The organism is Terrabacter tumescens (assembly GCF_014646815.1).
Taxonomy (GTDB): domain Bacteria; phylum Actinomycetota; class Actinomycetes; order Actinomycetales; family Dermatophilaceae; genus Terrabacter; species Terrabacter tumescens.
In genome coordinates, this window is record NZ_BMNZ01000009.1 from 80,553 (window position 1) to 100,985 (window position 20,433).

The 20,433-nt window shown below is 71.2% G+C and carries 20 protein-coding genes and 1 tRNA gene; 5 read left to right on the top strand and 16 right to left on the bottom strand.

Annotation, left to right across the window (positions count from 1 at the left end; translation table 11 throughout):
• Window positions 1–723, top strand: coding sequence for a transporter substrate-binding domain-containing protein (locus IEY30_RS19535; RefSeq protein ID WP_030200854.1), 723 nt, complete (start codon window positions 1–3; stop codon window positions 721–723).
• 222 nt (window positions 724–945) lie between these two features.
• Window positions 946–3,012, top strand: a complete 2,067-nt coding sequence (locus tag IEY30_RS19540; protein ID WP_052358758.1) for a hypothetical protein — start codon at window positions 946–948, stop codon at window positions 3,010–3,012.
• A gap of 84 nt (window positions 3,013–3,096) precedes the next feature.
• On the opposite strand, the gene IEY30_RS19545 is transcribed toward IEY30_RS19540, so the two are convergent.
• The 3 genes from IEY30_RS19545 to IEY30_RS19555 form a co-directional block, all read right to left on the bottom strand.
• Window positions 3,097–3,549 carry a DUF779 domain-containing protein gene (locus tag IEY30_RS19545; protein ID WP_030200838.1) on the bottom strand — a complete coding sequence of 151 codons (453 nt, stop codon included), beginning with the start codon at window positions 3,547–3,549 and terminating at the stop codon, window positions 3,097–3,099.
• A gap of 14 nt (window positions 3,550–3,563) precedes the next feature.
• Window positions 3,564–5,087, bottom strand: a complete 1,524-nt coding sequence (exaC, locus tag IEY30_RS19550) for an acetaldehyde dehydrogenase ExaC (protein ID WP_030200834.1) — start codon at window positions 5,085–5,087, stop codon at window positions 3,564–3,566.
• 204 nt (window positions 5,088–5,291) lie between these two features.
• Complete coding sequence (locus IEY30_RS19555; RefSeq protein WP_030200831.1) at window positions 5,292–6,530, bottom strand: helix-turn-helix domain-containing protein; 1,239 nt, start codon at window positions 6,528–6,530, stop codon at window positions 5,292–5,294.
• A gap of 186 nt (window positions 6,531–6,716) precedes the next feature.
• Here IEY30_RS19555 and IEY30_RS19560 point away from each other — a divergent pair, with 186 nt between their 5' ends.
• Window positions 6,717–7,448 (top strand): hypothetical protein, encoded by a 732-nt coding sequence (locus IEY30_RS19560; RefSeq protein WP_030200829.1) that lies wholly within the window; start codon window positions 6,717–6,719, stop codon window positions 7,446–7,448.
• Between the two features lie 179 nt (window positions 7,449–7,627).
• Here IEY30_RS19560 and rpmG read toward each other — a convergent pair whose 3' ends face one another.
• From rpmG to dcd, 7 genes are all read right to left on the bottom strand, one after another.
• Window positions 7,628–7,795 carry a 50S ribosomal protein L33 gene (gene rpmG / locus IEY30_RS19565; protein WP_030200825.1) on the bottom strand — a complete coding sequence of 56 codons (168 nt, stop codon included), beginning with the start codon at window positions 7,793–7,795 and terminating at the stop codon, window positions 7,628–7,630.
• Between the two features lie 198 nt (window positions 7,796–7,993).
• Window positions 7,994–8,926: an ABC transporter substrate-binding protein gene (locus tag IEY30_RS19570; RefSeq protein WP_030200820.1), complete on the bottom strand. Its 933-nt coding sequence runs from the start codon at window positions 8,924–8,926 to the stop codon at window positions 7,994–7,996.
• Window positions 8,923–9,780 (bottom strand): ABC transporter permease, encoded by an 858-nt coding sequence (locus IEY30_RS19575; RefSeq protein ID WP_052358798.1) that lies wholly within the window; start codon window positions 9,778–9,780, stop codon window positions 8,923–8,925. The genes IEY30_RS19570 and IEY30_RS19575 overlap by 4 nt, the downstream gene beginning before the upstream one ends.
• Window positions 9,777–10,418, bottom strand: coding sequence for an ABC transporter permease (locus tag IEY30_RS19580; protein WP_030200814.1), 642 nt, complete (start codon window positions 10,416–10,418; stop codon window positions 9,777–9,779). Before IEY30_RS19580 ends, IEY30_RS19575 begins: the two co-directional genes overlap by 4 nt.
• Window positions 10,415–11,554 carry an ABC transporter ATP-binding protein gene (locus tag IEY30_RS19585; protein WP_030200812.1) on the bottom strand — a complete coding sequence of 380 codons (1,140 nt, stop codon included), beginning with the start codon at window positions 11,552–11,554 and terminating at the stop codon, window positions 10,415–10,417. The genes IEY30_RS19580 and IEY30_RS19585 overlap by 4 nt, the downstream gene beginning before the upstream one ends.
• Before the next feature lie 52 nt (window positions 11,555–11,606).
• Window positions 11,607–12,332 (bottom strand): alpha/beta fold hydrolase, encoded by a 726-nt coding sequence (locus IEY30_RS19590; protein WP_030200810.1) that lies wholly within the window; start codon window positions 12,330–12,332, stop codon window positions 11,607–11,609.
• A complete protein-coding gene (gene dcd / locus IEY30_RS19595) occupies window positions 12,329–12,907 on the bottom strand; it encodes a dCTP deaminase (RefSeq protein WP_030200807.1) in 579 nt (192 codons plus the stop codon). The genes IEY30_RS19590 and dcd overlap by 4 nt, the downstream gene beginning before the upstream one ends.
• A gap of 79 nt (window positions 12,908–12,986) precedes the next feature.
• Here dcd and IEY30_RS19600 point away from each other — a divergent pair, with 79 nt between their 5' ends.
• Window positions 12,987–14,492 carry an AAA family ATPase gene (locus IEY30_RS19600; protein WP_030200805.1) on the top strand — a complete coding sequence of 502 codons (1,506 nt, stop codon included), beginning with the start codon at window positions 12,987–12,989 and terminating at the stop codon, window positions 14,490–14,492.
• A 63-nt stretch (window positions 14,493–14,555) separates the two neighbouring features.
• On the opposite strand, the gene IEY30_RS19605 is transcribed toward IEY30_RS19600, so the two are convergent.
• Together IEY30_RS19605 and IEY30_RS19610 are read right to left on the bottom strand one after the other, a co-directional pair.
• The gene (locus IEY30_RS19605; protein WP_052358756.1) at window positions 14,556–15,431 is read right to left on the bottom strand and encodes an SMP-30/gluconolactonase/LRE family protein; all 876 of its coding nucleotides are present in this window, start codon (window positions 15,429–15,431) and stop codon (window positions 14,556–14,558) included.
• Window positions 15,431–15,862 (bottom strand): YfbO family protein, encoded by a 432-nt coding sequence (locus IEY30_RS19610; protein ID WP_030200802.1) that lies wholly within the window; start codon window positions 15,860–15,862, stop codon window positions 15,431–15,433. The genes IEY30_RS19605 and IEY30_RS19610 overlap by 1 nt, the downstream gene beginning before the upstream one ends.
• Before the next feature lie 108 nt (window positions 15,863–15,970).
• Here IEY30_RS19610 and IEY30_RS19615 point away from each other — a divergent pair.
• A tRNA-Gly gene (locus tag IEY30_RS19615) sits at window positions 15,971–16,044 on the top strand.
• A 91-nt stretch (window positions 16,045–16,135) separates the two neighbouring features.
• Here the strand turns inward: IEY30_RS19615 and IEY30_RS19620 are convergent.
• From IEY30_RS19620 to IEY30_RS19635, 4 genes are all read right to left on the bottom strand, one after another.
• Window positions 16,136–17,296, bottom strand: coding sequence for a tyrosine-type recombinase/integrase (locus tag IEY30_RS19620; RefSeq protein ID WP_081920593.1), 1,161 nt, complete (start codon window positions 17,294–17,296; stop codon window positions 16,136–16,138).
• Window positions 17,296–17,508 carry a helix-turn-helix domain-containing protein gene (locus tag IEY30_RS19625; RefSeq protein ID WP_030200800.1) on the bottom strand — a complete coding sequence of 71 codons (213 nt, stop codon included), beginning with the start codon at window positions 17,506–17,508 and terminating at the stop codon, window positions 17,296–17,298. Before IEY30_RS19625 ends, IEY30_RS19620 begins: the two co-directional genes overlap by 1 nt.
• A gap of 17 nt (window positions 17,509–17,525) precedes the next feature.
• Window positions 17,526–19,073: a replication initiator gene (locus IEY30_RS19630; protein WP_156035410.1), complete on the bottom strand. Its 1,548-nt coding sequence runs from the start codon at window positions 19,071–19,073 to the stop codon at window positions 17,526–17,528.
• Window positions 19,074–19,473: 400 nt separating this feature from the next.
• On the bottom strand, window positions 19,474–20,412 hold the full coding sequence (locus IEY30_RS19635; RefSeq protein ID WP_229675106.1) for a transposase: 939 nt from the start codon (window positions 20,410–20,412) through the stop codon (window positions 19,474–19,476).
• Window positions 20,413–20,433 lie beyond the last annotated feature (21 nt).

Genomic DNA, 20,433 nt, shown 5'->3' on the forward strand with positions numbered 1-20,433 from the left:
ATGAGCGCCGACCTGACTGCCATCGCCCGCGACCTCGCTCCCACCGGGGCACTGCGTGCCAGCATCAACCTCGGCAATCCCGTTCTCGCGCAGGGCAGTCCGTCGGAGCCCTCAGGCGTGACGGTCGACATCGCCCGCGAGGTGGCCCGCCGGCTCGGCGTGCCCGTGTCGTTCGTCTGCTTCGACGCCGCACGCAAGTCCTTCGAGGCGATGACGTCCGGTGAGGCAGACCTGTGCTTCCTCGCCGTCGACCCGGCGCGCGCGGGCGAGGTGGCCTTCACCGCGCCCTACGTCGTCATCGAGGGCGTCTTCGTCGTGCCCGCCGGGTCCCCCGTGCGCTCGGCAGCCGACGTGGACCGCGAAGGGGTGCGGGTCGGCGTCAAGGACGGCTCCGCCTACGACCTGCACCTGACCCGGACCCTGGAGCACGCGACGGTCGTGCGTGGCGACGAGGGCGTCGACGTCTTCGTCGCGGAGGGCCTCGAGGTCGGGGCCGGCATCCGCGAGCCCGTCACCGCCTTCGTCGCGGGTCGCGATGACCTGCGCCTGCTCGACGAGCCGTTCATGCAGATCCGGCAGGCCGTGGGCACCACCCGGACGCGTTCGGCGCAGACCGTGGACTTCCTGCACGACCTCGTCGAGGAGCTCAAGGCGAGCGGTTTCGTCGCGGACTCGCTGGCGCGGTCCGGCCAGCGCGGCGCCGCGGTGGCCCCGCCGAGCTGAGCCACACGGCATACGCCATCAGGCCCTTCTCGTCGCGTCTCGTCGCGTTCCGGCCCCACGGGGGTCACAGCGGTGCCACAGTGGCCGGTGAGGACGACCCGGCTCTCAGGTGACCGCCGATAGCTCAAGGTCGGTCGGCCCCACTCCGGTCTGGCACGCCAGACCGAGACTCGCCGATCCACGTGGCGCGCCCCGGCCTGGCCCCCTCGAAAGGAATGCTCCATGGCCTTGCGCCGCGCGCCGCTCGTGCGCACCAGTGCCCTCGCGGCACCCGCTCTCGTCGTCGCAGCCCTCTTGCTGCCGACCACCCAGGCGAACGCCTCGTCACCGTCCGTGCCGCTCACCGGCACCTCCAGCCCGGTCACCGGGGACTTCAGCCCCGACACCGGCCAGTACCCCGAGTTCCAGACCCCCGAGGACGAGAACTCCCCGGAGGTCGGCCCCACGCAGGTCGTCAACCGCACGATGTCCCAGGGCCACGCAGCCGGTCACGGCATCACCGTCCGGGGTACGACACGCAGCAAGTCCAACCCGACGTTCGTCAACGGCTTCGAGGGTCTGAACCACTACCAGCAGCGCTACTCGCGCGGGGGCAACCAGTTCAGCATCGAGCCGCCGGACCAGGCGCTCTGCGTCGGCGGCGGCCACGTCGTCGAGGCCGTCAACGACGTCTTCAACGTCTACGACTCGAGCGGCGCGTCCCAGCTGACCGACAACACCGCGGCCAACGTCGTCGGCGGCTTCCCGCGGGACGTCCACCACGCCGTCGACCTCAACTCGGTCTTCGGCTACCCGCCCGCGGTCAACCGGACGACCGGCGCGCTCGGTCCGGAGCTCACCGACCCGACGTGCATCTACGACGCGGCAACGCAGCGCTTCTTCCTCGTCGTCCTGACCCTCGACCGCGGTCCCTCAGGTGCTCTCAACGAGGTCAACCACCTCGACCTCGCGGTGAGCGCGACCTCCGACCCGACCGGGCGCTGGAACATCTACAAGATCGACGTGACCAACGACGGCACGAACACCGGCGGACAGAACCCGGGACCGTACCTCGGCGACTACCCGCACATCGGCGCCGACGCGAACGGCGTCTACCTGACGACGAACGCCTACCCCTGGGAGCACAACGGCTTCGCCGGGGCCCAGGTCTACGCCCTGTCCAAGGCGCAGCTCGCGGCCGGAACCGCCAACGTCAACGTGCAGCACATCGACACCTCCGGGATGGTGGCGGCGCCCAGCGACGCCGGCGCCACCCAGCCGGGCTTCACCGTGTGGCCGGCGCAGTCGCCGGGCACCGGGTCGTTCGACCTCGCGAACAACGGCACCGAGTACTTCCTGAGCTCCAACGCCGCGGACGAGGCGACCCACCCGAAGGCCGGCACGGGAGGCGACTACACGTCGACCAAGATCGTCGTGTGGTCCATGACCAACACCGGCTCCCTCAACTCGGGTTCGCCGGCAGTGCACCTGTCGAGCAAGCTCGTCGACGTTGGGGAGTACGCACTGCCACCGAAGCAGCGGCAGCCGGGCTCCGGCCAGCTCGCAAGCACCGACTCACCGCAGGGCTTCTGCCTCGGCAACACGACAGAGACCCTGTTCAACGGCCAGAACGGGTGCTACCGCCTGCTCGTCGGCGCACCGTCGGCCGAGAAGATCTCGACGCCCGACTCGAACGACACCCGCATGCAGCAGGTCATGTATGCCAACGGCAAGCTGTGGGGCGCCCTCGACACCGCGATCACCGTCAGCGGCGGCAACCGCGCAGGGATCGCCTGGTACGTGGTCAAGCCCGGAGGCGCGAGCCTGTCGCCGAAGATCGCCCTCGCGGGCTACCTCGGTGAGGCCGGCACCGACTTCACCTACCCGGCCATCGGTGTCACCTCGAACGGCCGCGGCGTGATGGCCTTCACCGCGACCGGCGACGACACCTTCCCGAGTGCCGGCTACGCGTCGATCGACGCGCTGACCGGCGTCGGTGCCTGGAACGTCGTCACCGGCGGCGCCGGCGCCGCGACGGCGGACGGCTTCACCAGCTACAAGGCCCAGGTCGGCAACCCGCCGCGCACCCGGTGGGGCGACTACGGCGCCGCGTCGGTCGACGGCAGCACCGTCTGGGTGGCGAGCGAGTACATCGCGCACACCTGCGACTACACCGCCTGGGGTGGACCGTTCTTCACCGGCGGCACGGGCGACAACCTGCTCGGCACCTGCGCCGGCGCAGGCCACGGGCCAGGCGTCCGTACGGCTCTCGCCAACTGGTCGACGCGGGTGAGTGCCTTCAAGCCGTGACCTCCTGACAACCGCACCCGAGCAGCTCACACGCACGACGCGACGCGCCGGCCTCCCACGGGAAGCCGGCGCGTCGCCACGTCCTCAGTGCGTCGTGCCCGGGCCGACCTTCGGCGCCTCGAGGCCGAGCGCGGCACTCTCCTCGTCGCTGAACAGCCGCGAGCGGATGAGGAAGCGCACCCCCTCGGGCGCCTCGACGGAGAAGCCGCTGCCGCGACCCTTCACGACGTCGACGGTGAGGTGCGTGTGCTTCCAGTACTCGTACTGCGACACCGACATCCAGAAGCCGATCGGCGCGTCGACCTGCTCGACGACGAGGTCGGCCAGGTGCACGTCGGCCTCGCTCGTGATGAAGTCACCCGCCGGGAAGCACATGGGAGAGCTGCCGTCGCAGCAGCCGCCCGACTGGTGGAACATCAGTGGACCGTGGATCCCGGTGAGACGGCGGAGCAGGTCCGCCGCCTCACCGGTGAGGTCGACCCGGCTGGGGGAAGCCGATGGCTCACCGGGTGCGACCGTCTCTGGGGGCGTGGTCACGGGGACCAGCCCGATCAGAAGAACCCGAGCGCGTCGGGCGAGTAGGAGACGAGGAGGTTCTTCGTCTGCTGGTAGTGGTCGAGCATCATCTTGTGGTTCTCGCGGCCGATGCCCGACTGCTTGTAGCCACCGAAGGCCGCGTGCGCGGGGTACTGGTGGTAGCAGTTGGTCCACACGCGACCGGCCTTGATGCCACGGCCCATCCGGTAGGCGCGGGAGCCGTCGCGGGTCCACACGCCGGCGCCGAGGCCGTAGAGCGTGTCGTTGGCGATCGAGAGGGCGGCGGCCTCGTCCTCGAAGCTCGTCAGCGAGACCACCGGGCCGAAGATCTCCTCCTGGAAGATCCGCATCGAGTTGTCGCCCTCGAAGATCGTCGGCGCGACGTAGTAGCCCTCGGCGAGGTCGCCGTCGAGCACGTTGCGGTCACCACCGGTGAGGACCTTGGCGCCCTCCTGACGGCCGATGTCGAGGTAGGACAGGATCTTCTCGAGCTGGTCGTTGCTCGCCTGGGCACCCATCGTCGTCTCGGTGTCGAGCGGGTTGCCCTGCTTGATCTTCTCGACGCGGGCCACGGCGTCGGGCACGAAGTCGGCGTAGATCGAGCTCTGGACGAGCGCGCGCGAGGGGCAGGTGCAGACCTCGCCCTGGTTGAGGGCGAACATCGTGAAGCCCTCGAGAGCCTTGTCGTAGAAGGCATCCCGCTCCTGCGCGACGTCCTCGAAGAAGACGTTCGGGCTCTTGCCGCCGAGCTCGAGGGTCACCGGGATGATGTTCTGCGAGGCGTACTGCATGATGAGCCGCCCGGTCGTCGTCTCGCCGGTGAAGGCGATCTTCGCGATGCGGGGCGAGGAGGCCAGCGGCTTGCCGGCCTCGACGCCGAAGCCGTTGACGACGTTGAGCACGCCGGGCGGCAGCAGGTCACCGACGAGCTCGACGACCTTGAGGATCGACCACGGCGTCTGCTCGGCCGGCTTGAGCACGACGCAGTTGCCGGCGGCGAGGGCCGGGGCGAGCTTCCACACCGCCATGAGGATCGGGAAGTTCCACGGGATGATCTGGCCGACGACGCCGAGCGGTTCGTGGAAGTGGTAGGCGACGGTGTTCTCGTCGATCTCGCTGCTCGACCCCTCCTGTCCCCGAAGGACGCCCGCGAAGTAGCGGAAGTGGTCGACGGCGAGCGGCAGGTCGGCGGCGAGCGTCTCGCGGACGGCCTTGCCGTTCTCCCACGTCTCGGCGACTGCGAGCGCCTCGAGGTTCTGCTCGATGCGGTCCGCGATGCGGTTGAGGATGAGCGAGCGCTCGCCGAGGCTCGTGCGACCCCACGCCGGGGCGGCGGCGTGGGCTGCGTCGAGAGCCGCTTCGATGTCCTCCTCGGTGCCGCGGGCGACCTCGCAGAACGGCTTGCCGTTGACCGGCGAGACGTTCTCGAACCACAGGCCCTTCTTCGGGTCGACCCAGTTGCCGCCGATGAAGTGGCCGTAGCGGTCGAGGACGGTCACGAGCGAGTCCGGCTGCCCGGGCGGTGCGTAGACGGTCATGGTTGATCTCCCAACATCCTTGGTGGTCTCCCCTCGAAGGGGTTGGCGAGACCGTAGGCAGCGCAACGTTGCAACCACGTTGCGTCGCGTATGCCGCGTGCCGGCGTCACGGCATACGCCCGGTTCGTGGCCTCTCGACGTGCGCACACCCACGAACTTCGGCCTCTCGACGGTTGAAACCGTCGAGAGGCCAGCGTCTGCGGGTCAGGGGCTGCCGAGCTCTCGGTCGAGGCGGTGGATCTGGTTCTGGACGAGCGGCATGAGCGGTGATCCGGGCCCGAGCACCCGCGCCTGTGCCTGCCACATCTCGTAGTCGTCGGACCCGGAGGCGGACCTCGTCCACGCCGACATCAGGTCGGCGCGGCCACTCCCGAGCACGGCCCGGCGCAGGTCGCCCTCGACGCTCTCGCGCAGCCGCACCACCCCGGGCGCCACCGACCGGGGCAGCAGCGGACCGCGGTAGGCGCGCATCGCGCTCGCGACGTCACCTGCGGCGAGGTGGGCCTCGACGCCGAGCCAGTCGCCGGAGAGCTCGGCGACGAGCCGGTAGGGCCGCGACGCGAGCAGGTCCTCTCCGAGCAGGCTGCGCAGCCGGCCCATCTCGACCCGGAGCGTCGAGGCGCTGCTGTCCTCCTCGTAGAGCAGGACGGCGAGCTCGTCGCCGGACAGCCCACGCGGCGCCGACGCGAGCAGCAGGAGGATCTCGCTGTGCCGGGGGCTCAGCCGCACCGTCTGGCGGCGTCCGCGCCCGTCGTCGACGGTCAGCAGGGTGTCGTTGCGGCCGAGGGACTCCATGAGCACCGAGAGGCCACGGGCCGAGGTGGGCGCGGGCCCAGCCGCCCGGCCGCTGACGAGCAGCTCCCGCGCGAGCTCGGACTCGGCCATCCGGGCGGCGGCCCGGACCATCGCCATCGTCTGCGGCACGACGATGTCGTCGCCGCCGGTGATGTCGAGAACGCCGAGCACGCTCTGGTCGGACGGGTCGTGGATCGTCGTGGCGGCACAGCTCCAGCGCTGCACGGAGCGCCGGAAGTGCTCGGCCCCGACGACGTTGACCGACTGGTCGAGCCGCAGCGCCATCCCGGGCGCATTGGTGCCGGCGAGCCGCTCGTCCCAGTTGCTGCCCTCGACGAAGCCGATCGACTCGGCGCGCCGGAGCACGCTCGGGGTGCCGCACACCCAGAGCAGCTGGCCCGACGCGTCCGAGACGGCCATGACGGCGTCACAGTCGCGCGCGGCCTGGCCGAGCACGTCGTCGAGCAGCGGGAACACCCGCGCCAGCGGGTGCGCCTCGCGGTGGTCGCGCAGGGCGTCGGCGGGCAGGGTGATCGGGGCGTCGACCGTGTCGACGTGCACGCCGGCGGCCGCCGAGCGCAGCCACGAGTCGGCGACATGGGCGCGGACCCCGCTGCTCTCGGACTCGGCGTGCGCGTCGACGGGCATGCGCCGATTGTGCACACACTCCGGCGCGCGGCGACAGGAGTACGACCTATCCCACAGGACGCACGGGGGCGGGCTGGCCACAGGGGTTGGACCGGGTTGGACAGAGGGGGTGGTCAACCGGCGGATTGAGGCGCACCATGAAGGAACCCGCCAGGAGCCTTTTTTGGGAAAGTCCGAGGAGCGACGATGTCACGACGAGCCCCCTTCGTGCCCGACGGCGTGCCGGTGCTGTCACGCGGTCGCCACCGCAGCCCCCGCAAGGGCGCCTGCTTCATGGAGATGGCCTCGTTCCTGGCCGGTGAACGCTGGAGCGACCACCCGTCGTGCACGCACCCCGTCCTGGCCACCCTGGCCCGCTGCGTCAACGACATGCTCGACGAGACGCACCGCCAGCGGCTCGTGACGATGATCCCCGAGGTGGTCGGGCTCAACCCGGACGACCCGCGCGTCGCCACGGCGCTCGTGCTGACCGCCGCCCGCGCGGCCCTACCCATCTCGGCCGAGGAGCGCCAGAACGTCATGGCTCTCGCGATCCTCAACGCCGAGGGCGTCCTGGCCGAGCAGGACGGCCGCTCTCCCGGCCAGCTGTCCGAGGCCTCTCGCAAGGCGCTCACGTCGTCGCCGGCGGCGGAGCGCTGGGCCCGGATCCACTTGGCCCGCATGGGATTCAACGCTGCAGCCGTGCGACCGCCGATGGCGGCCAAGGTCGTGGCTCTCGCGGTCGACGGCATCGCCCGGGCCTGCGTCGACGACCCCGAGGACCGACTCGTGACGCTCCTGCGTGACGGCATCGACGTCGTCGCGGCCTTCGCGCCGCTTGCTCCGACCCCGGTCGCCTGGGTTTCGCCCGAGCCGACGTCGGCCCCCCGCGCTGCCGACCCGACCACCGACCGACAGGCCCGCACCGTCGCCCGCTGACCCCCGCGGTCCACCCGACGTCGGGCACCACGCCTTTCCGGCCGACGACGTCATCACGGGCCACCTCGGCCGGATCGCGGAGATCCCGGCCGGGCTTCGCGGCATACGGCATACGCCAGTGGCCACGTCCGTGATCGGACGTGGCCACTGGGAGGTTCACCGCGGCAGCTGTGTAGACGTCAGCGGGTCTCGCGGAAGTCGACGTGCTCGCGGGCGATCGGGTCGAACTTGCGCAGCACCATCCGGTCCGGCTGGGTGCGGCGGTTCTTGGTCGTCACGTAGCTGAAGCCGGTGCCGGCAGTCGAACGCAGGGTGACGACGGGGCGCAGGTCGGTGCGCTTGGCCATGGGGTGCTCCTTCGGTCTCGGATCACGAGTTCTCGCGACTGTAATGAGAACCATTCTCGCAAGTGTTGCATTCCCCGTACGGCCGAGTCAGTCCGGCCGGGTCCTTGCAGGGCACGACCGAGGCCTCCGCATCCGACACGGGAGCCTCAGTCGTGCGCTGCGGACCGGAGGGCGAGCGCCGCCGTCAGCAGCCGCGGCTCAGGCGAGGCCGGCGCTGGCCAGCCAGGTCTTGGCGACCGCGCTGGCGTCCTTCTTGTCGACGACGACCTGCTTGACCATGTCGGCGAGCGCGGCCGTGTCGAGCTTGGCCGAGACCGCGTTGAGCACGTCCTTGACGCTGTCGGCCTTGTCGGAGCGCACGAGCGGCACGATGTTGTCGGAGCCGAAGAGGCTCTGCGGGTCCTCGAGCACGACGAAGCCGTTGGCCGCGATCGAGGGGTCGGTGCTGAAGATGTTGGCGGCCTTGACCTGGCCGTTCTTCAGCGCCTCGACGGTCGCCTGGCTCTGCAGCGGGCGGAACTCCTTGGGCGTGATGTTGTAGACCGACTTGAGACCGACGAGGCCCTGCTGGCGGGTCTTGAACTCCGGCGGGGCGCCGATGGTCAGGTCGGCCTGGTGCGCCGCGAGGTCGGGGATGGCCTTGAGCGACCACTCGTTGGCGGTCTCCTTGGTCACCGCGAGGGAGTTCTTGTCCTCGGCGGCCGACTTGTCGAGCACCGTGAGGCCCTGGGGGACGGCCTTCTGCAGGGCGGCATAGACCTCGTCGGGCTGCACGACCTTGGCGTTCTTGTCGTAGAAGTTGAGCAGCGAGCCGGTGTACTCGGCGAGCACGTCGACCTCACCGCCCGTGATGGCCTTGAGGTAGGTCTCGCGGCTGCCGATGTTGAACTGGCGGGTGACCTTGGTGCCCTTGGCCTCGAGGGCCTGGGCGTAGATCTCGCCGAGCAGGGCGGCCTCGGGGAAGTCGGCGGAGCCGACCTTGACCGAGCCGGCGGCCGCGGTGGAACCACCGGTCCCGCCCGCTGCGGGGCTCGAGGCGGGGGCGAGCGGGTCGCCGCCGCCACCGCAGGCGGCCAGAGGCACGACGGCGGCGAGCAGCAGGCCCGCGGCGAGGAAGCGCGTGCGTGTCATGTTCGGTCCCTTTCGGATGGGGTGCCCGTGGCGGCGGTCGCCTCCGCGGGGCCGGTGCTGCCGGGACCGACGAGCGCGGCCTGCCGCGGGTCGGTCTCCGGGCGGTCTGCACCGGCGGAGTCTGGGTCGGATGGGGCATCGTGGTGTCGTGCGCGTGAACGGGCAACACGCGTGGCCCGTCCGCTGATTCCCGGTGAGACGGCTCTCTTCTCGAGCAGGGCCAGGACGCCGTCGGCGATGAGCGCGAGGACCGCGACGAGGATCGAGCCGCAGATCATCTGGACGTAGTCGCGCGAGGCGAGTCCGTCGATGAGGTAGCGGCCGAGGCCCCCGAGGCTGACGGAGGCCGCGATGGTGGCCGTGGCGATGACCTGGAGCGTCGCGCTGCGCAGTCCGCTGAGGAAGAGCGGCAGCGCGCACGGGGCCTCGACCTTGGCCAGCACCTGCCAGCCGGTCATGCCCATCCCGCGCGCCGCGTCGCGGGCGGCGGGCTCGACGCTGTCGATGCCGGCATACGTGCCCGACAGGAGCGGCGGGATCGCGAGCAGCACGAGGACGGCGATGCTCGGGATGACGAAGGCGAGGTCGCTCTTGATGAGCGGCCCGACGAACATCGACACCGCGAACAGCAGTCCGAGGGTCGGCACGGCACGGGCGGCGTTGGCCCCGGTGACGAGCCAGCGCATCCGGCCGGAGTGGCCGACCCATGCCCCGAGCGGCACGGCGATGACGAGCGCGATGAGCAGCGTCAGGCCGGTGTAGAGCAGGTGCTCGAGCACGCGGCTCGGCACGCCGTCGGTGCCCTGCCAGTTGGCGGGGTCGGTGAACCAGGCCCAGACCTGCGAGAACGTCATGCCGCCACCGCCCGGGTCCACGGCGTCAGCAGCCGGGAGGCGACCTGGATGACGAGGTCGAACATCAGGGCCAGCACGAGGCACGCGATGATCCCGACCCACACCTCGGTCGGGAAGGTGCGCGCGTAGCCGTCGGTGAGGAAGTAGCCGAGCTGCGAGACGCCGATGAGCGAGGCGACGCTGACGATGCTGACGTTGCTCACCGCGGCCACCCGCAGACCGGCGGCGATGACCGGCACGGCGAGCGGGAGGTCGACGGCGCGGAACCGCGCGAACGGGCCGTAGCCCATGGCGATCGCCGCCTGCCGGGTCGAGGGGTCGACCGACGAAAGGCCGTCGGCCACCGTGCGGGTCAGCAGGGCCACGGTGTAGACGGTCATCGCGACGATGACGTTGACGGGGTCGAGGATCTTCGTGCCCAGCAGCGGGGGCAGCAGGATGAAGAGGGCGAGCGAGGGGATCGTGTAGAGCAGGCCGGTCGTCGTGAGCAGCACCGCCCGCAGCCTCGGCTGCCGGGCGGCCAGCCAGCCCAGAGGCACGGCGATGACGAGCCCGAGGACGAGCGGCAGTCCGGCCAGCCAGGCGTGCTGCCCGGCGCGCGACACGATGTCACCGAGGTGGTCGAGGGCCCAGGTCACCGGGCGGTCGCCCCCTCGGCGGGGGCCGCGTCGCGGCGGGCCTCGATCGCGGGGATCACCTCGGCGGCCCGGATGGTGCCGACGAGCCGGCCGTCGCCGTCGGCCACGACGCCGCGTCCGCTCGGGGAGGACAGCGCGGCGTCGAGCAGCGCGCGCAGCGAGCCGCTGGTCGAGGCGACGGTGCCACCCCGGTGCAGCAGGGTGCGGGTCACCTCGGACTCGACGGCCGCGGCGCGCACCCAGCCGAGCGGCTCCCCTGCGTCACCGACGCACAGCACCCACGGCGTACCGACGGCACGCACCTCGTCGGCGCCGGCTCCCAGGCGCACGGTGGGCTCGTCGGCGAGCGAGAGCTCGGGCGCGGCCGCGAAGGACAGCGCGCGGTAGCCGCGGTCGCGCCCGACGAACTCGGCGACGAAGTCGTCGACGGGGTCGGCGAGGAGCTTGGCGGGCGAGTCCAGCTGTGCGAGAACGCCGCCCACGCGCAGCACGGCGACCTGGTCACCGAGCTTGACGGCCTCGTCGATGTCGTGGGTGACGCAGAGGATCGTCTTGCCGAGCTCGGACTGCAGGCGCAGGAACTCGTTCTGGAGCTGCTCGCGCACGACGGGGTCGACCGCCGAGAAGGGCTCGTCCATGAGCATGACGGGCGGGTCGGCGGCGAGCGCCCGGGCGACGCCGACGCGCTGCTGCTGCCCACCGGACAGCTGCGCCGGGTAGCGCTTGGCCATCGCGGGGTCGAGGCCGACGCGCTCGATGAGCTCCATGGCGCGGGTGCGCGCCGTCTTCTTGTCGGTGCCGAGCAGGCGCGGGACGGTCGTGACGTTGTCGAGGACCGTGCGGTGCGGGAAGAGGCCTGCATGCTGGATGACGTAGCCGATGCCGCGGCGCAGCTCTGCGACGTCGAGCGAGGCGGTGTCCCGGCCGTCGATCGAGATGGTGCCGGACGTCGGGGTGATCATGCGGTTGACCATGCGCAGCGTCGTCGTCTTGCCGCAGCCCGAGGGCCCGACGAGGACGGTGATCTTGCCGGTCGGTGCCTCGAGGGTGAGGTCGTCGACGGCGACCGACCCCTGCTCCTCGTCGGTGCCGGACGCATCGGCGTATCGCTTGGTCACGCCCTCGAAGCGGATCATGCTCCTCAACGTACCCGCCTGCACCGACCGCGCCGCGGACGTCGAATCACGGTCAGATGTCGATGATGACCCCGCCGTCGTGCACGACGCGGGCGACGACGGCCCCGATCGGGCCCGAGCGGGGTTCACGCGAGCTGCCGAGCTCGCGCGCGAAGGTCGCCTCGACGACCTCCGTCACGAGCGCCGGCCACAGGCGGGCGCGCACGAGCATGGCGTGGTCGGCACGCGCGACACGGACGAGCGAGGCGTCGAGCCCGCGCGCCTGCATCTGCTCGACCGCCGTGCGCGTGCGCGCGAGGGAGCAGATGACGTCGCGGTCGCCGTGGAGCAGGACGGTGCGGGTGCCCTCCCCCGGCTGCGGGTCCCCGGGCTCCACCCACGGCGCGAGCCCGACGACGAGGCGCACGTCGGGGTCTTCACCGACGTGCAGCGCCACGCGTCCGCCCATCGAGTGGCCGACGAGCGCGATGGGGACTCCGGGGTAGGCCGCCCGCACCTGCTCGAGGGCCCACCTCGCGTCCTCGACGGGCATCGCGTCGCCGTTCCAGCCGCGGACGCGGAAGCGCAGCCGCGCCACCGCGAGCGGCCCGGGCACGCGCCTCAGCGCACGGGCGAACGGCACGAGCCGGGCGACGTTGTGCGACCACGGGCGGTTGGGCTCGTGACCCTCCACGGCGCCGCCGTGCATGACGAGGGCGACGGCGGTCGCCCCGGCGGGCTGCGCGTCCCAGACGAGGGAGGCCAGCGGCATACCGGATCGGTCGTCCGTGGCGCTCACACCTGGGTGCGGTGGAAGTTGGCGAACGACCGGCTCGCCGTGGGACCGCGCTGGCCCTGGTAGTGCGAGCCGTACACGCCTGAGCCGTAAGGGTTCTCGGCCGGCGAGCTGAGCCGGAAGAAGCAGAGCTGGCCGATCTTCATGCCCGGGTAGAGCATGATCGGGAGGGTCGCGACGTTGGACAGCTCGAGCGTCACGTGACCCGAGAAGCCCGGGTCGACGAAACCGGCCGTCGCATGGGTCAGCAGCCCGAGACGGCCGAGCGAGCTCTTGCCCTCGACGCGCGCGGCGAGGTCGTCGGGCAGCGTCACCGTCTCGAGCGTCGACCCGAGGACGAACTCACCCGGGTGCAGGACGAAGCCGTCCTCCTCGGGCGTGACCTCGACGAGACGCGTCAGGTCGGGCTGCTCCGCGGCGGGGTCGATGTAGGGGTACTTGTGGTTGTCGAAGAGCCGGAAGAACTTGTCCAGGCGCACGTCGACGCTCGACGGCTGGACCATCTGCGGGTCCCACGGGTCGAGCACGACCCGCTCGGAGGCGATCTCGGCCCGGATGTCCTTGTCGGAGAGCAGCACGGGACGAGGCTATAACGCCGCACCGGATTCGCCCCGCGACTCCTGCCCTGCGGACGTCGTGGCGGCCTATCGTCACGTCATGGACCCCTCGACCCGAGACGACGACGGCCTGCTCCGCGACTTCCACACCGTGCTGCGACGGATCCTCGAGGAGCTGCCGGGCGGCGACCGCGGCCGGCGCCTGTCCGACGCCCTCCACGAGCACCTCGGGACCCCGCCGCACCTGCTCGCCGTCGTCGCGGCGCAGGTCCCGCCGCACCGGCTCGTCGACGCCGACATCGCGCTCTCGGAGGTCATGGCCGCCGACCCGGGTGCGACGGTCATCGGCATCGCCGGCGACGCCCGCCACCACATGTCGCTCGGCGACCTCGTGCAGGGCATGGGCGGGCATGGCATGTCGGTCGGCCAGGTCGACTACGACCGCATGCCGACCGGTCCGGGCAAGGACGACCAGCGCCAGGTCGTCACGTCCGGCATCCGGCTCTTCACCTTCGACGGCCACCCGGTCGCGGTGCGCCAGCAGGGCATGAACCGGCAGTTCGGCCGCGAGGTCGGCAGCATCGAGGTCGTGGCCCGCGACCGCGACCTCTCGGACGCCCTCATGGCCCGCGTGCAGCAGCTCATGGACGAGCGCAGCGTCATCCGCGGGCAGGTCGTGACGTTCGGCTCGGACCCGTACGGGCCGGGCCTCGCCGGGGTGACCTTCATCGAGCGGCCGACGGTCGACGCGGCTGCGGTCGTGCTGCCCGACGGCGTGCTCGACCGGGTCGCCCACCACGTCATCGGGATGGGCGAGCAGCGCGAGCGCCTCGTGGCCCACGGCCAGCACCTCAAGCGGGGCGTCCTGCTCTACGGCCCTCCCGGCACGGGCAAGACCCACACGGTGCGCCACCTGCTCTCGGCGACACCGGGCACGACGGCGGTCCTGCTGAGCGGTGGCTCGCTGCGGTTCATCCACGATGCAGCCAAGGTCGCCCGGGCGCACCAGCCGGCCATCGTCGTCCTCGAGGACTGCGACCTCGTCGCCGAGGACCGCTCCTTCGCGCCGATGGGCGCCTCGCCGCTGCTCTTCGAGGTGCTCGACGCGCTCGACGGGCTCGACTCCGACGCCGACGTCGCCTTCATCCTCACGACGAACCGGGTCGAGGACCTCGAGGTCGCGCTGTCCCAGCGTCCGGGTCGGGTCGACCTCGCCGCCGAGATCCCGCTGCCCGATGCCGAGGGGCGCCGCGAGCTGCTCCGCCTCTACGGCGGTCACCTCTTCGGCGCGGAGGCGATCTCGGCCGCCGCGGCGCGGGCCGAGGGCACCACCGCGTCGTTCGCCAAGGAGCTGGTGCGGCGGGCTGTCCTGGCCGCGGCCCTCGTCGACGAGCCGCCGTCGGACGAGCACCTCGGCCTCGCCCTCGACGAGCTGATGTCCGACGCGCAGCGCCTCACCCGCAGCCTCCTCGGGGTGGGCTCGCGCGACGAGCACGTCCTCGACGGCGCCCGAGCAGGTATGCCGTCCGGCCGGGTCCCGCGGCCCGCCCGCTCCGTCGCGGTCTTCGGTCCGTCCACGGACGGCGGGATGACAGAGCCCGGCTGACCGCGCGACCCGGGCACACGGCATACGCCCTCGGTGGCCGTCGGCTGCCCCGTCGGTCGTCCGTCAGCCGGCGAAGGGGCGCACGGGCTGCCCCGGGACCGAGACGCGGACGCGGAAGAGCGCGCCGGCCTCGGGCTCGGGGTCGTCGAGGTTCTCGCGGGACGTCGTGACGTAGAGGTCGCGCAGGTCGTCGCCGCCGAACGTGCACGCGGTCGTCAGGCGCACCGGGACGGCGACCTCCGCGAGCACCTCGCCCGCCGGCGAGAAGCAGCGCACGCGTCCGGCGCCGTTGAGGGCGACCCAGACGTTGCCCGCGCGGTCGACCGTGAGTCCGTCGGGGTGGCCGACGTCGTGGGTGACGAACGGGCGGCGGCCGACCAGCTCGCCGTCGACGACGTCGAAGACGTCGGTGCGGCCGGTCGGGGTGTCGTCGTAGTAGGCCAGCCGGCCGTCCGGCGACAGGTCGATGCCGTTGGAGATCGTCACGTCGGGCAGGACGACCGCGACGCAGCCCACCGGGTCGACGCGGAAGAGCCGCGCGCTCCCGGGCACCCGGTCGTAGCCCATCGTGCCCGCCCACAGCCGGCCGAGGCCGTCGACTCCGCCCTCGTTCATCCGCACGGACGGGTCGTCCCAGAGGTCGAACCACGGAGTGGGTATGCCGTCCGCCTCGTCCGCGCGGGCCAACCCGCGCTCGGTCGCGACCACCCAACCGCCGCCGGTGCGCGGTCGCACGAACGCGGCGACGTCACCGACGTGCATGCGGTCGACGAAGCCGTCGGCGCGGAGGGTGAGCACGTCGCCGGCGAGCATGTCGACCCAGCGCAGGCCGCCCCACTCCGGCGACCACACGGGGCCCTCACCGTGGTAGCAGAGGGCGTCGGTGACCTGCTCGAGCTCGCCGGTCACGACCGGGACCTCCGGGATGGCCGACCCCATCAGTCCCACCACACGCCGACGTAGTGGTGCCCCTCGGGCACGGTCGGTCCGTCGACGAGCCAGTCGGCGCCAGGGGCGGGGCCGCCGCTCGGCTGGGTGTCGGCGTCGATCGTCATCGCGTCGACCTCCTCCGGCTGCAGCGTCGTGATGACCGCCACCCCACTCGCATAAGGCCATTCGTCGTCCGGGAAGTCCTGGAACTCGAGCACGTCGAGCTCGACCCGCACGTCGTGGACCTCCGGGTGCTCACGCAGCTCGGCGAGCACGCGACGGATGGTCTCGAGGGGCATGTCCTCGGGCCGGTTGGGCGCGATGCACCACTCGCAGTCGTTGCCGTCGAAGAACTGCTCGAGAGTCACGGCGACCTGGGCGCTCGCCCCGCCGCGCTGGCGCACGTGGTCGACGAAGGCGGTCTGCTTGACGAGATCCATGACGGTTTCGAGCCTCTGGGGTCGCGGTCTGGCCACTGGCGCGGCGTCGGCTACACTGGCGCCGCGTGCCGCTCACCGGCTCCCTGACGGGGGCTCCCGGCGGCCCGTGCGAGCGTAGCTCAATGGTAGAGCGCCAGCTTCCCAAGCTGGATACGCGGGTTCGATTCCCGTCGCTCGCTCCACTGCTCCGTCGCAGGTCACAGGCTCGATCAGGGCCGTGACCTGCGGCGGAGTTCTTGCGTTCGGGGTATGCCGTGCCCAATCCGTGCCCAATCACGCCGACGCCTCCCCGGGTTCGGGGCCTTGCGCCGGCTCGGCCTCGTCCTCGTCCTCGTCCTCGGGCAGCTCGAAGAGCCGGTCCATAGCCTCTGCGATCGCTCGGTCACGTTTCGCCGTCGCGTGCTGGTAGATGATCGCCGCACGCATGCTGGCATGACCCATCCGCGACATGAGTTCGCGGGTCGAGGCCCCGGACGAAGCGGCGAGGTGGTTGCCCGTGTGGCGCAGGTCGTGGAGATGCACTGACTCCGGCACGCCGGCCTTCGTCTTCGCTGCCCGCCAGATCGAGACGAAGTGCGCTCGGCGGGGAGTGGCGCCCTTCGCCCCGGTGAAGACTCGGCCCGCCGGCCCTGGCTCTGCGTATGCGTCGAGGTGGCGCTCGATCTCGCCCTTGAGCACGTGCGGGATCGCGATGTCTCGCCGACCAGCCGCCGACTTCGGCGGCTTGACCACCAGACGCCCGCCGACCTCCGAGACCGACCGGCGAACGTGAACCGTCATCGAGTCCAGGTCCAGGTCGGCCTTGGTGAGGCCGAGGAGTTCGCCCCACCGGAGCGACGCGAACACAGCGAGCAGGACCAGCAGTCGGTACCGAGGAGTGATCGCCTCGGCCAGCGCAAGAACCTCGCGGAGCGTCAGGACCGGACGCTCCGGGGCGGACTCAGCACCAGCACCCTTGATGCGACAGGGATTCCGGTGCATCAGGTCATCGTCGACCGCCGTGGAACAGATCGCACTCACGAGGCGATAGGCCTTGGCCACGGTGCTTGGTCCGACGCCATCATCCAGGCGCGCTTGTCGCCATTGCCGAATCTCCTCCGGACCAAGGTGGCGCATCTGGATCTTCCCAAGCGCCGGGGTGACGTGCAGCCGCAGGAGTGCCGTGTAGAGCTCACGGGTGCGAGGCGACAACCCCGCACGCTCGCCAACCCATCGGTATGCGTAGACCGAAAATGTGACGCGGGCGCGCTCAGGGTTTGTCCACCGGCCCGTCACGATCTGACCTGCCAGGACCGACCAGGCCGCCTCGGCGTCAGCCTTGGTGCGGTAGGTCTCGTTCATCGCCCGTCGCAGACCGTCCGGCCCTGTGTACCGGACCTGCCACCGGCCCGAAGGCAGCCGCCGAAACGAGCCACGTACTCGCTTGCCGGCCATCAGGCACACCACCCCCGACGATCCACAACCTCGATTGTCTGGGCCTCGATGAACTCCCGCACCGCGGACTCCGGAAAGCGAACGTGCCTGCCAACCTTCACGAACCGAATCCGCCGCTCGGCCACAAGACGACGCGGGAACCGTTCGCCCGTGCCAAGCCACTCGGCGACCTCGCCCATCGTCAAGAGCCGATCACTTGACGTCGACGCCATGGCAAATCTCCTCTCCTTCAATGTGATTGGGTGGTGGTCTTGGACTTTGCCTGCCATTGGGAGTACTCGCGGGCACGGGCAGCCGCTGCTTTGGCGAGCTCGGTGTCGCCGTCGGTGTCCCAGCCGGTCCCGGCGTAGATCCAGTGGCCGACCACGAGGGTCGTCTCCTCGGCCTCGGCGTTGAGGAGGTCGTCGAGGTCGCGGACGTCTAGGGTCCGGCCCTCGCGGTGCGCGGCGGCCAGGGCCCGCTCGTACCGGACCCGGCGCCGGCGCAGCTGTCCGAGCGTGGTGGAGTAGCGGCGGGACTTGGTCGAGAAGTGGCCGCGGAAGCCGAGCATGTGCCGCCACTTGAACAGCAGCCCGTACGGGAGCTCCCGCACCGGGACGTCGTCGCGGCGGGCATCCGCGTGGATCCGGTCCGCGACGGCGACGATCGTCGCGCGCAACCGCCGCGCGTGCGAACTGTCGATGTCGGTGGAGTCGGTGGCGGACTTCGTCGCGTACTTCGCCAGGTAGCCGGCGACCTGCTCCGGGCTCAGCGACCGGTCCGGGTCGTCCGTGCGGCGGGCGGCGGCGATCGGCCGGGAGTCGAGCTGGGTGCCGAACCGCAGCCGGCGGGTCACGTCTCCCTCGTGCAACGGTGGTGCGTCGAAGGTGACTCCAGCGGCGGCCTGCTCGACGAGGCGGGCCAGGAGCGCGGCGGTCAGCCCGGCGGCCGCTGGAGCGAACCCGTCGTCGGTTTTGGGTCCGTCGAGGCGGATCAGGGCGTGGAAGTGGACGATGCCGCGCCGCTGGTACTCGGCGACCTTCGCGTACTGCACCGTCACACATTCCGCGAGCCGGGACTCGGGGACGCCGAGACGTTTGGCCAGAGCGCGGCGCAGGTCGATGGTGAACCGGCGCCATAGCTCCGGGCCCCACCACTGCCACACCAGGTGGCTCTCGTAGTCATAGCAGTCCCGGCACAGCGGTTGCCCCAGCAGTTCGTCCCCGTCGCCGTGCCGGGCGTGGCACACGGCCGGGCGGCCGTGCTCGCACGTTCTGCCGTGCCCCTTGCTGGTGAAGGGGCGACAGGTGCGGCCGCCGCGGATGCCGTGGACGAGCCCGAACGACGGCGCGGTCAGCGTCGCGAACACCAGCGGGTTCTCCCCAACCTCCTCGGGGACACCCTTGCCGCCGGTGACGCCGGCCCGGATCAGGTGGAACGTGTCGGCCGCGTACAGGCGAGAGCAGGACGGGCAGTCGGCGGCGCGGCGGTTCCCGCACCGCACGTGCAGCACCCCGAGCCGGCTCTCGGCCGAGGAGAAGCTCGAGAGCACCTCACCGGTCCGCGCATCGACCGTGGTGGAGTGGCCGTGGAGCCGGACCGGTCTGGCGCAGTGCCCGACCCGGGAGGCGGCCTCGGACCAGGCGTCGAAGTCCCGCGACAGCAGTCGCGCGAGCACCTGCGCCTCGGTCGCGGCGTCGAGATGACCCAGGTCCAGTGGGTGGTCCGAACCGGATGGGGACGGTTCGGCGCGGAGGCCGACGGCGTCCCAGACGCGGTCTCGTGTTGCCCGGCTCATGACGGCCACCCCCTTCCCTATCCGGTGGGTGTGCCGTGCAGCAGATGCAACCCCGCGCTGCACGACACACCCGGTCCGAAAGGGCGGCCCCGAAACGATGAAGGAGATGCCGGCGCCGCGGGGTTGCTCACACGCCGGCCACGTCAGAGATCACGAAGACGATCACGCAGAAGATGGCGGACCAAGACAGGTGTGTGGTGTGTGACGGCAATTCGTGTGTATGGCCTCTGGCCGGAGTGGGGAGCCGACCCCCAGGGCATTAAGCCCGCAGTTTTGTCAGTTCAGAATATTTGTGTGGGTATGTCCGCACTCCCCACCATCCACACCCCAAGCGCTCCGGGACGAAGAAACACGCCGAGTGTCCGCGGACGAACTTTGACCCACATGGCTCCCTTCTGTGTCAAGACACGGCTGGGAGCCTCGTTCTACGCTGGGCCGTGGCGGGTCCGGGAAGTGGCTTGTCCGAAGAGCCGGTGTGGGGTTGTGAGCCGGTCGCGCTGGAGTCAGAGACGTTGCCCCGGTGCCCTCCCGGGCCCGTCACCTTGCCCGCGGTGTAGTCGCCGAGCATGGCCCAGAAGACCAGGTCAGACGGGCGCCGGTTGACGCAGCGCATCGCCTCCATCGAGCTCTTCCCGGCCGCCTTCTTCCGGTCGAAGTAGGCCCGGCCGTCGGTGGCGGTGCGCAGCTGCACGGTGGCCATGATGTGCAGTACCCGGTTGATCTGCCGGTTCCCGCCCCGAGAGAGCCGATGCCGGACATGGTCCCCGGAGGACGCGTCGATCGGCGCCGTGCCGGTCGGCCGACCAGCAGGAGGCAAAGTGGTTGCGGTCCGGGAACCGGGCCAGGCCCCCACCTCGACGAGCAGCCGCGCCGCACCGGACGGGCCGACCCCGTGCAGGTCCAGCAGGGAGGTCCCGGTCGCCGCGACGAGCTCTTTCAGCTCCTTGTCCGCCGCCTTCTTCCGGGCATGGATCCGCTCCAGGTCGACCACCAGCACCGCGGCGACGCGTTTGCGGGTCTTGCCGACCGCATCCCGCGGCCGCACCCCGGTCAACAGGGTCTTGGCCTGCGCGGCGGAGAGGTACGTCTTCGCGCCACCGGGCAGCATTTCCAACCGGATCCGATGCAGCTGGCTGATCTTGCGGGTGTGCTCCTCCCCCATCGCGCGCCGGCGGTCGACCAGCAGCTGGAGCACTTCGAGCTGCTCATCCGACACGACCGGACTCAGCCCCGCCATCCGCGTGTCGACCAGCGCGACCGAGTGCGCGTCGGTCGCATCGGTCTTGCGGCCCTGCCCGGTCGCGAACACCCGGGCCCGCACCGACAGCTTCGCCGGCACGTCCACCACGTCGTGCCCGAC

Coding starts and splice junctions, on each gene's coding strand:
- IEY30_RS19535 (WP_030200854.1), top strand. CDS start 1: ATGAGCGCCGACCTGACTGCCATCGCCCGCGACCTCGCTCCCACCGGG.
- IEY30_RS19605 (WP_052358756.1), bottom strand. CDS start 15,431: ATGGGGTCGGCCATCCCGGAGGTCCCGGTCGTGACCGGCGAGCTCGAG.
- IEY30_RS19560 (WP_030200829.1), top strand. CDS start 6,717: ATGTCACGACGAGCCCCCTTCGTGCCCGACGGCGTGCCGGTGCTGTCA.
- exaC (WP_030200834.1), bottom strand. CDS start 5,087: ATGACCGTCTACGCACCGCCCGGGCAGCCGGACTCGCTCGTGACCGTC.
- IEY30_RS19625 (WP_030200800.1), bottom strand. CDS start 17,508: ATGGCGTCGACGTCAAGTGATCGGCTCTTGACGATGGGCGAGGTCGCC.
- IEY30_RS19585 (WP_030200812.1), bottom strand. CDS start 11,554: ATGATCCGCTTCGAGGGCGTGACCAAGCGATACGCCGATGCGTCCGGC.
- IEY30_RS19555 (WP_030200831.1), bottom strand. CDS start 6,530: ATGCCCGTCGACGCGCACGCCGAGTCCGAGAGCAGCGGGGTCCGCGCC.
- IEY30_RS19570 (WP_030200820.1), bottom strand. CDS start 8,926: ATGACACGCACGCGCTTCCTCGCCGCGGGCCTGCTGCTCGCCGCCGTC.
- IEY30_RS19575 (WP_052358798.1), bottom strand. CDS start 9,780: ATGACGTTCTCGCAGGTCTGGGCCTGGTTCACCGACCCCGCCAACTGG.
- IEY30_RS19600 (WP_030200805.1), top strand. CDS start 12,987: ATGGACCCCTCGACCCGAGACGACGACGGCCTGCTCCGCGACTTCCAC.
- IEY30_RS19620 (WP_081920593.1), bottom strand. CDS start 17,296: ATGGCCGGCAAGCGAGTACGTGGCTCGTTTCGGCGGCTGCCTTCGGGC.
- IEY30_RS19610 (WP_030200802.1), bottom strand. CDS start 15,862: ATGGATCTCGTCAAGCAGACCGCCTTCGTCGACCACGTGCGCCAGCGC.
- rpmG (WP_030200825.1), bottom strand. CDS start 7,795: ATGGCCAAGCGCACCGACCTGCGCCCCGTCGTCACCCTGCGTTCGACT.
- IEY30_RS19540 (WP_052358758.1), top strand. CDS start 946: ATGGCCTTGCGCCGCGCGCCGCTCGTGCGCACCAGTGCCCTCGCGGCA.
- IEY30_RS19630 (WP_156035410.1), bottom strand. CDS start 19,073: ATGAGCCGGGCAACACGAGACCGCGTCTGGGACGCCGTCGGCCTCCGC.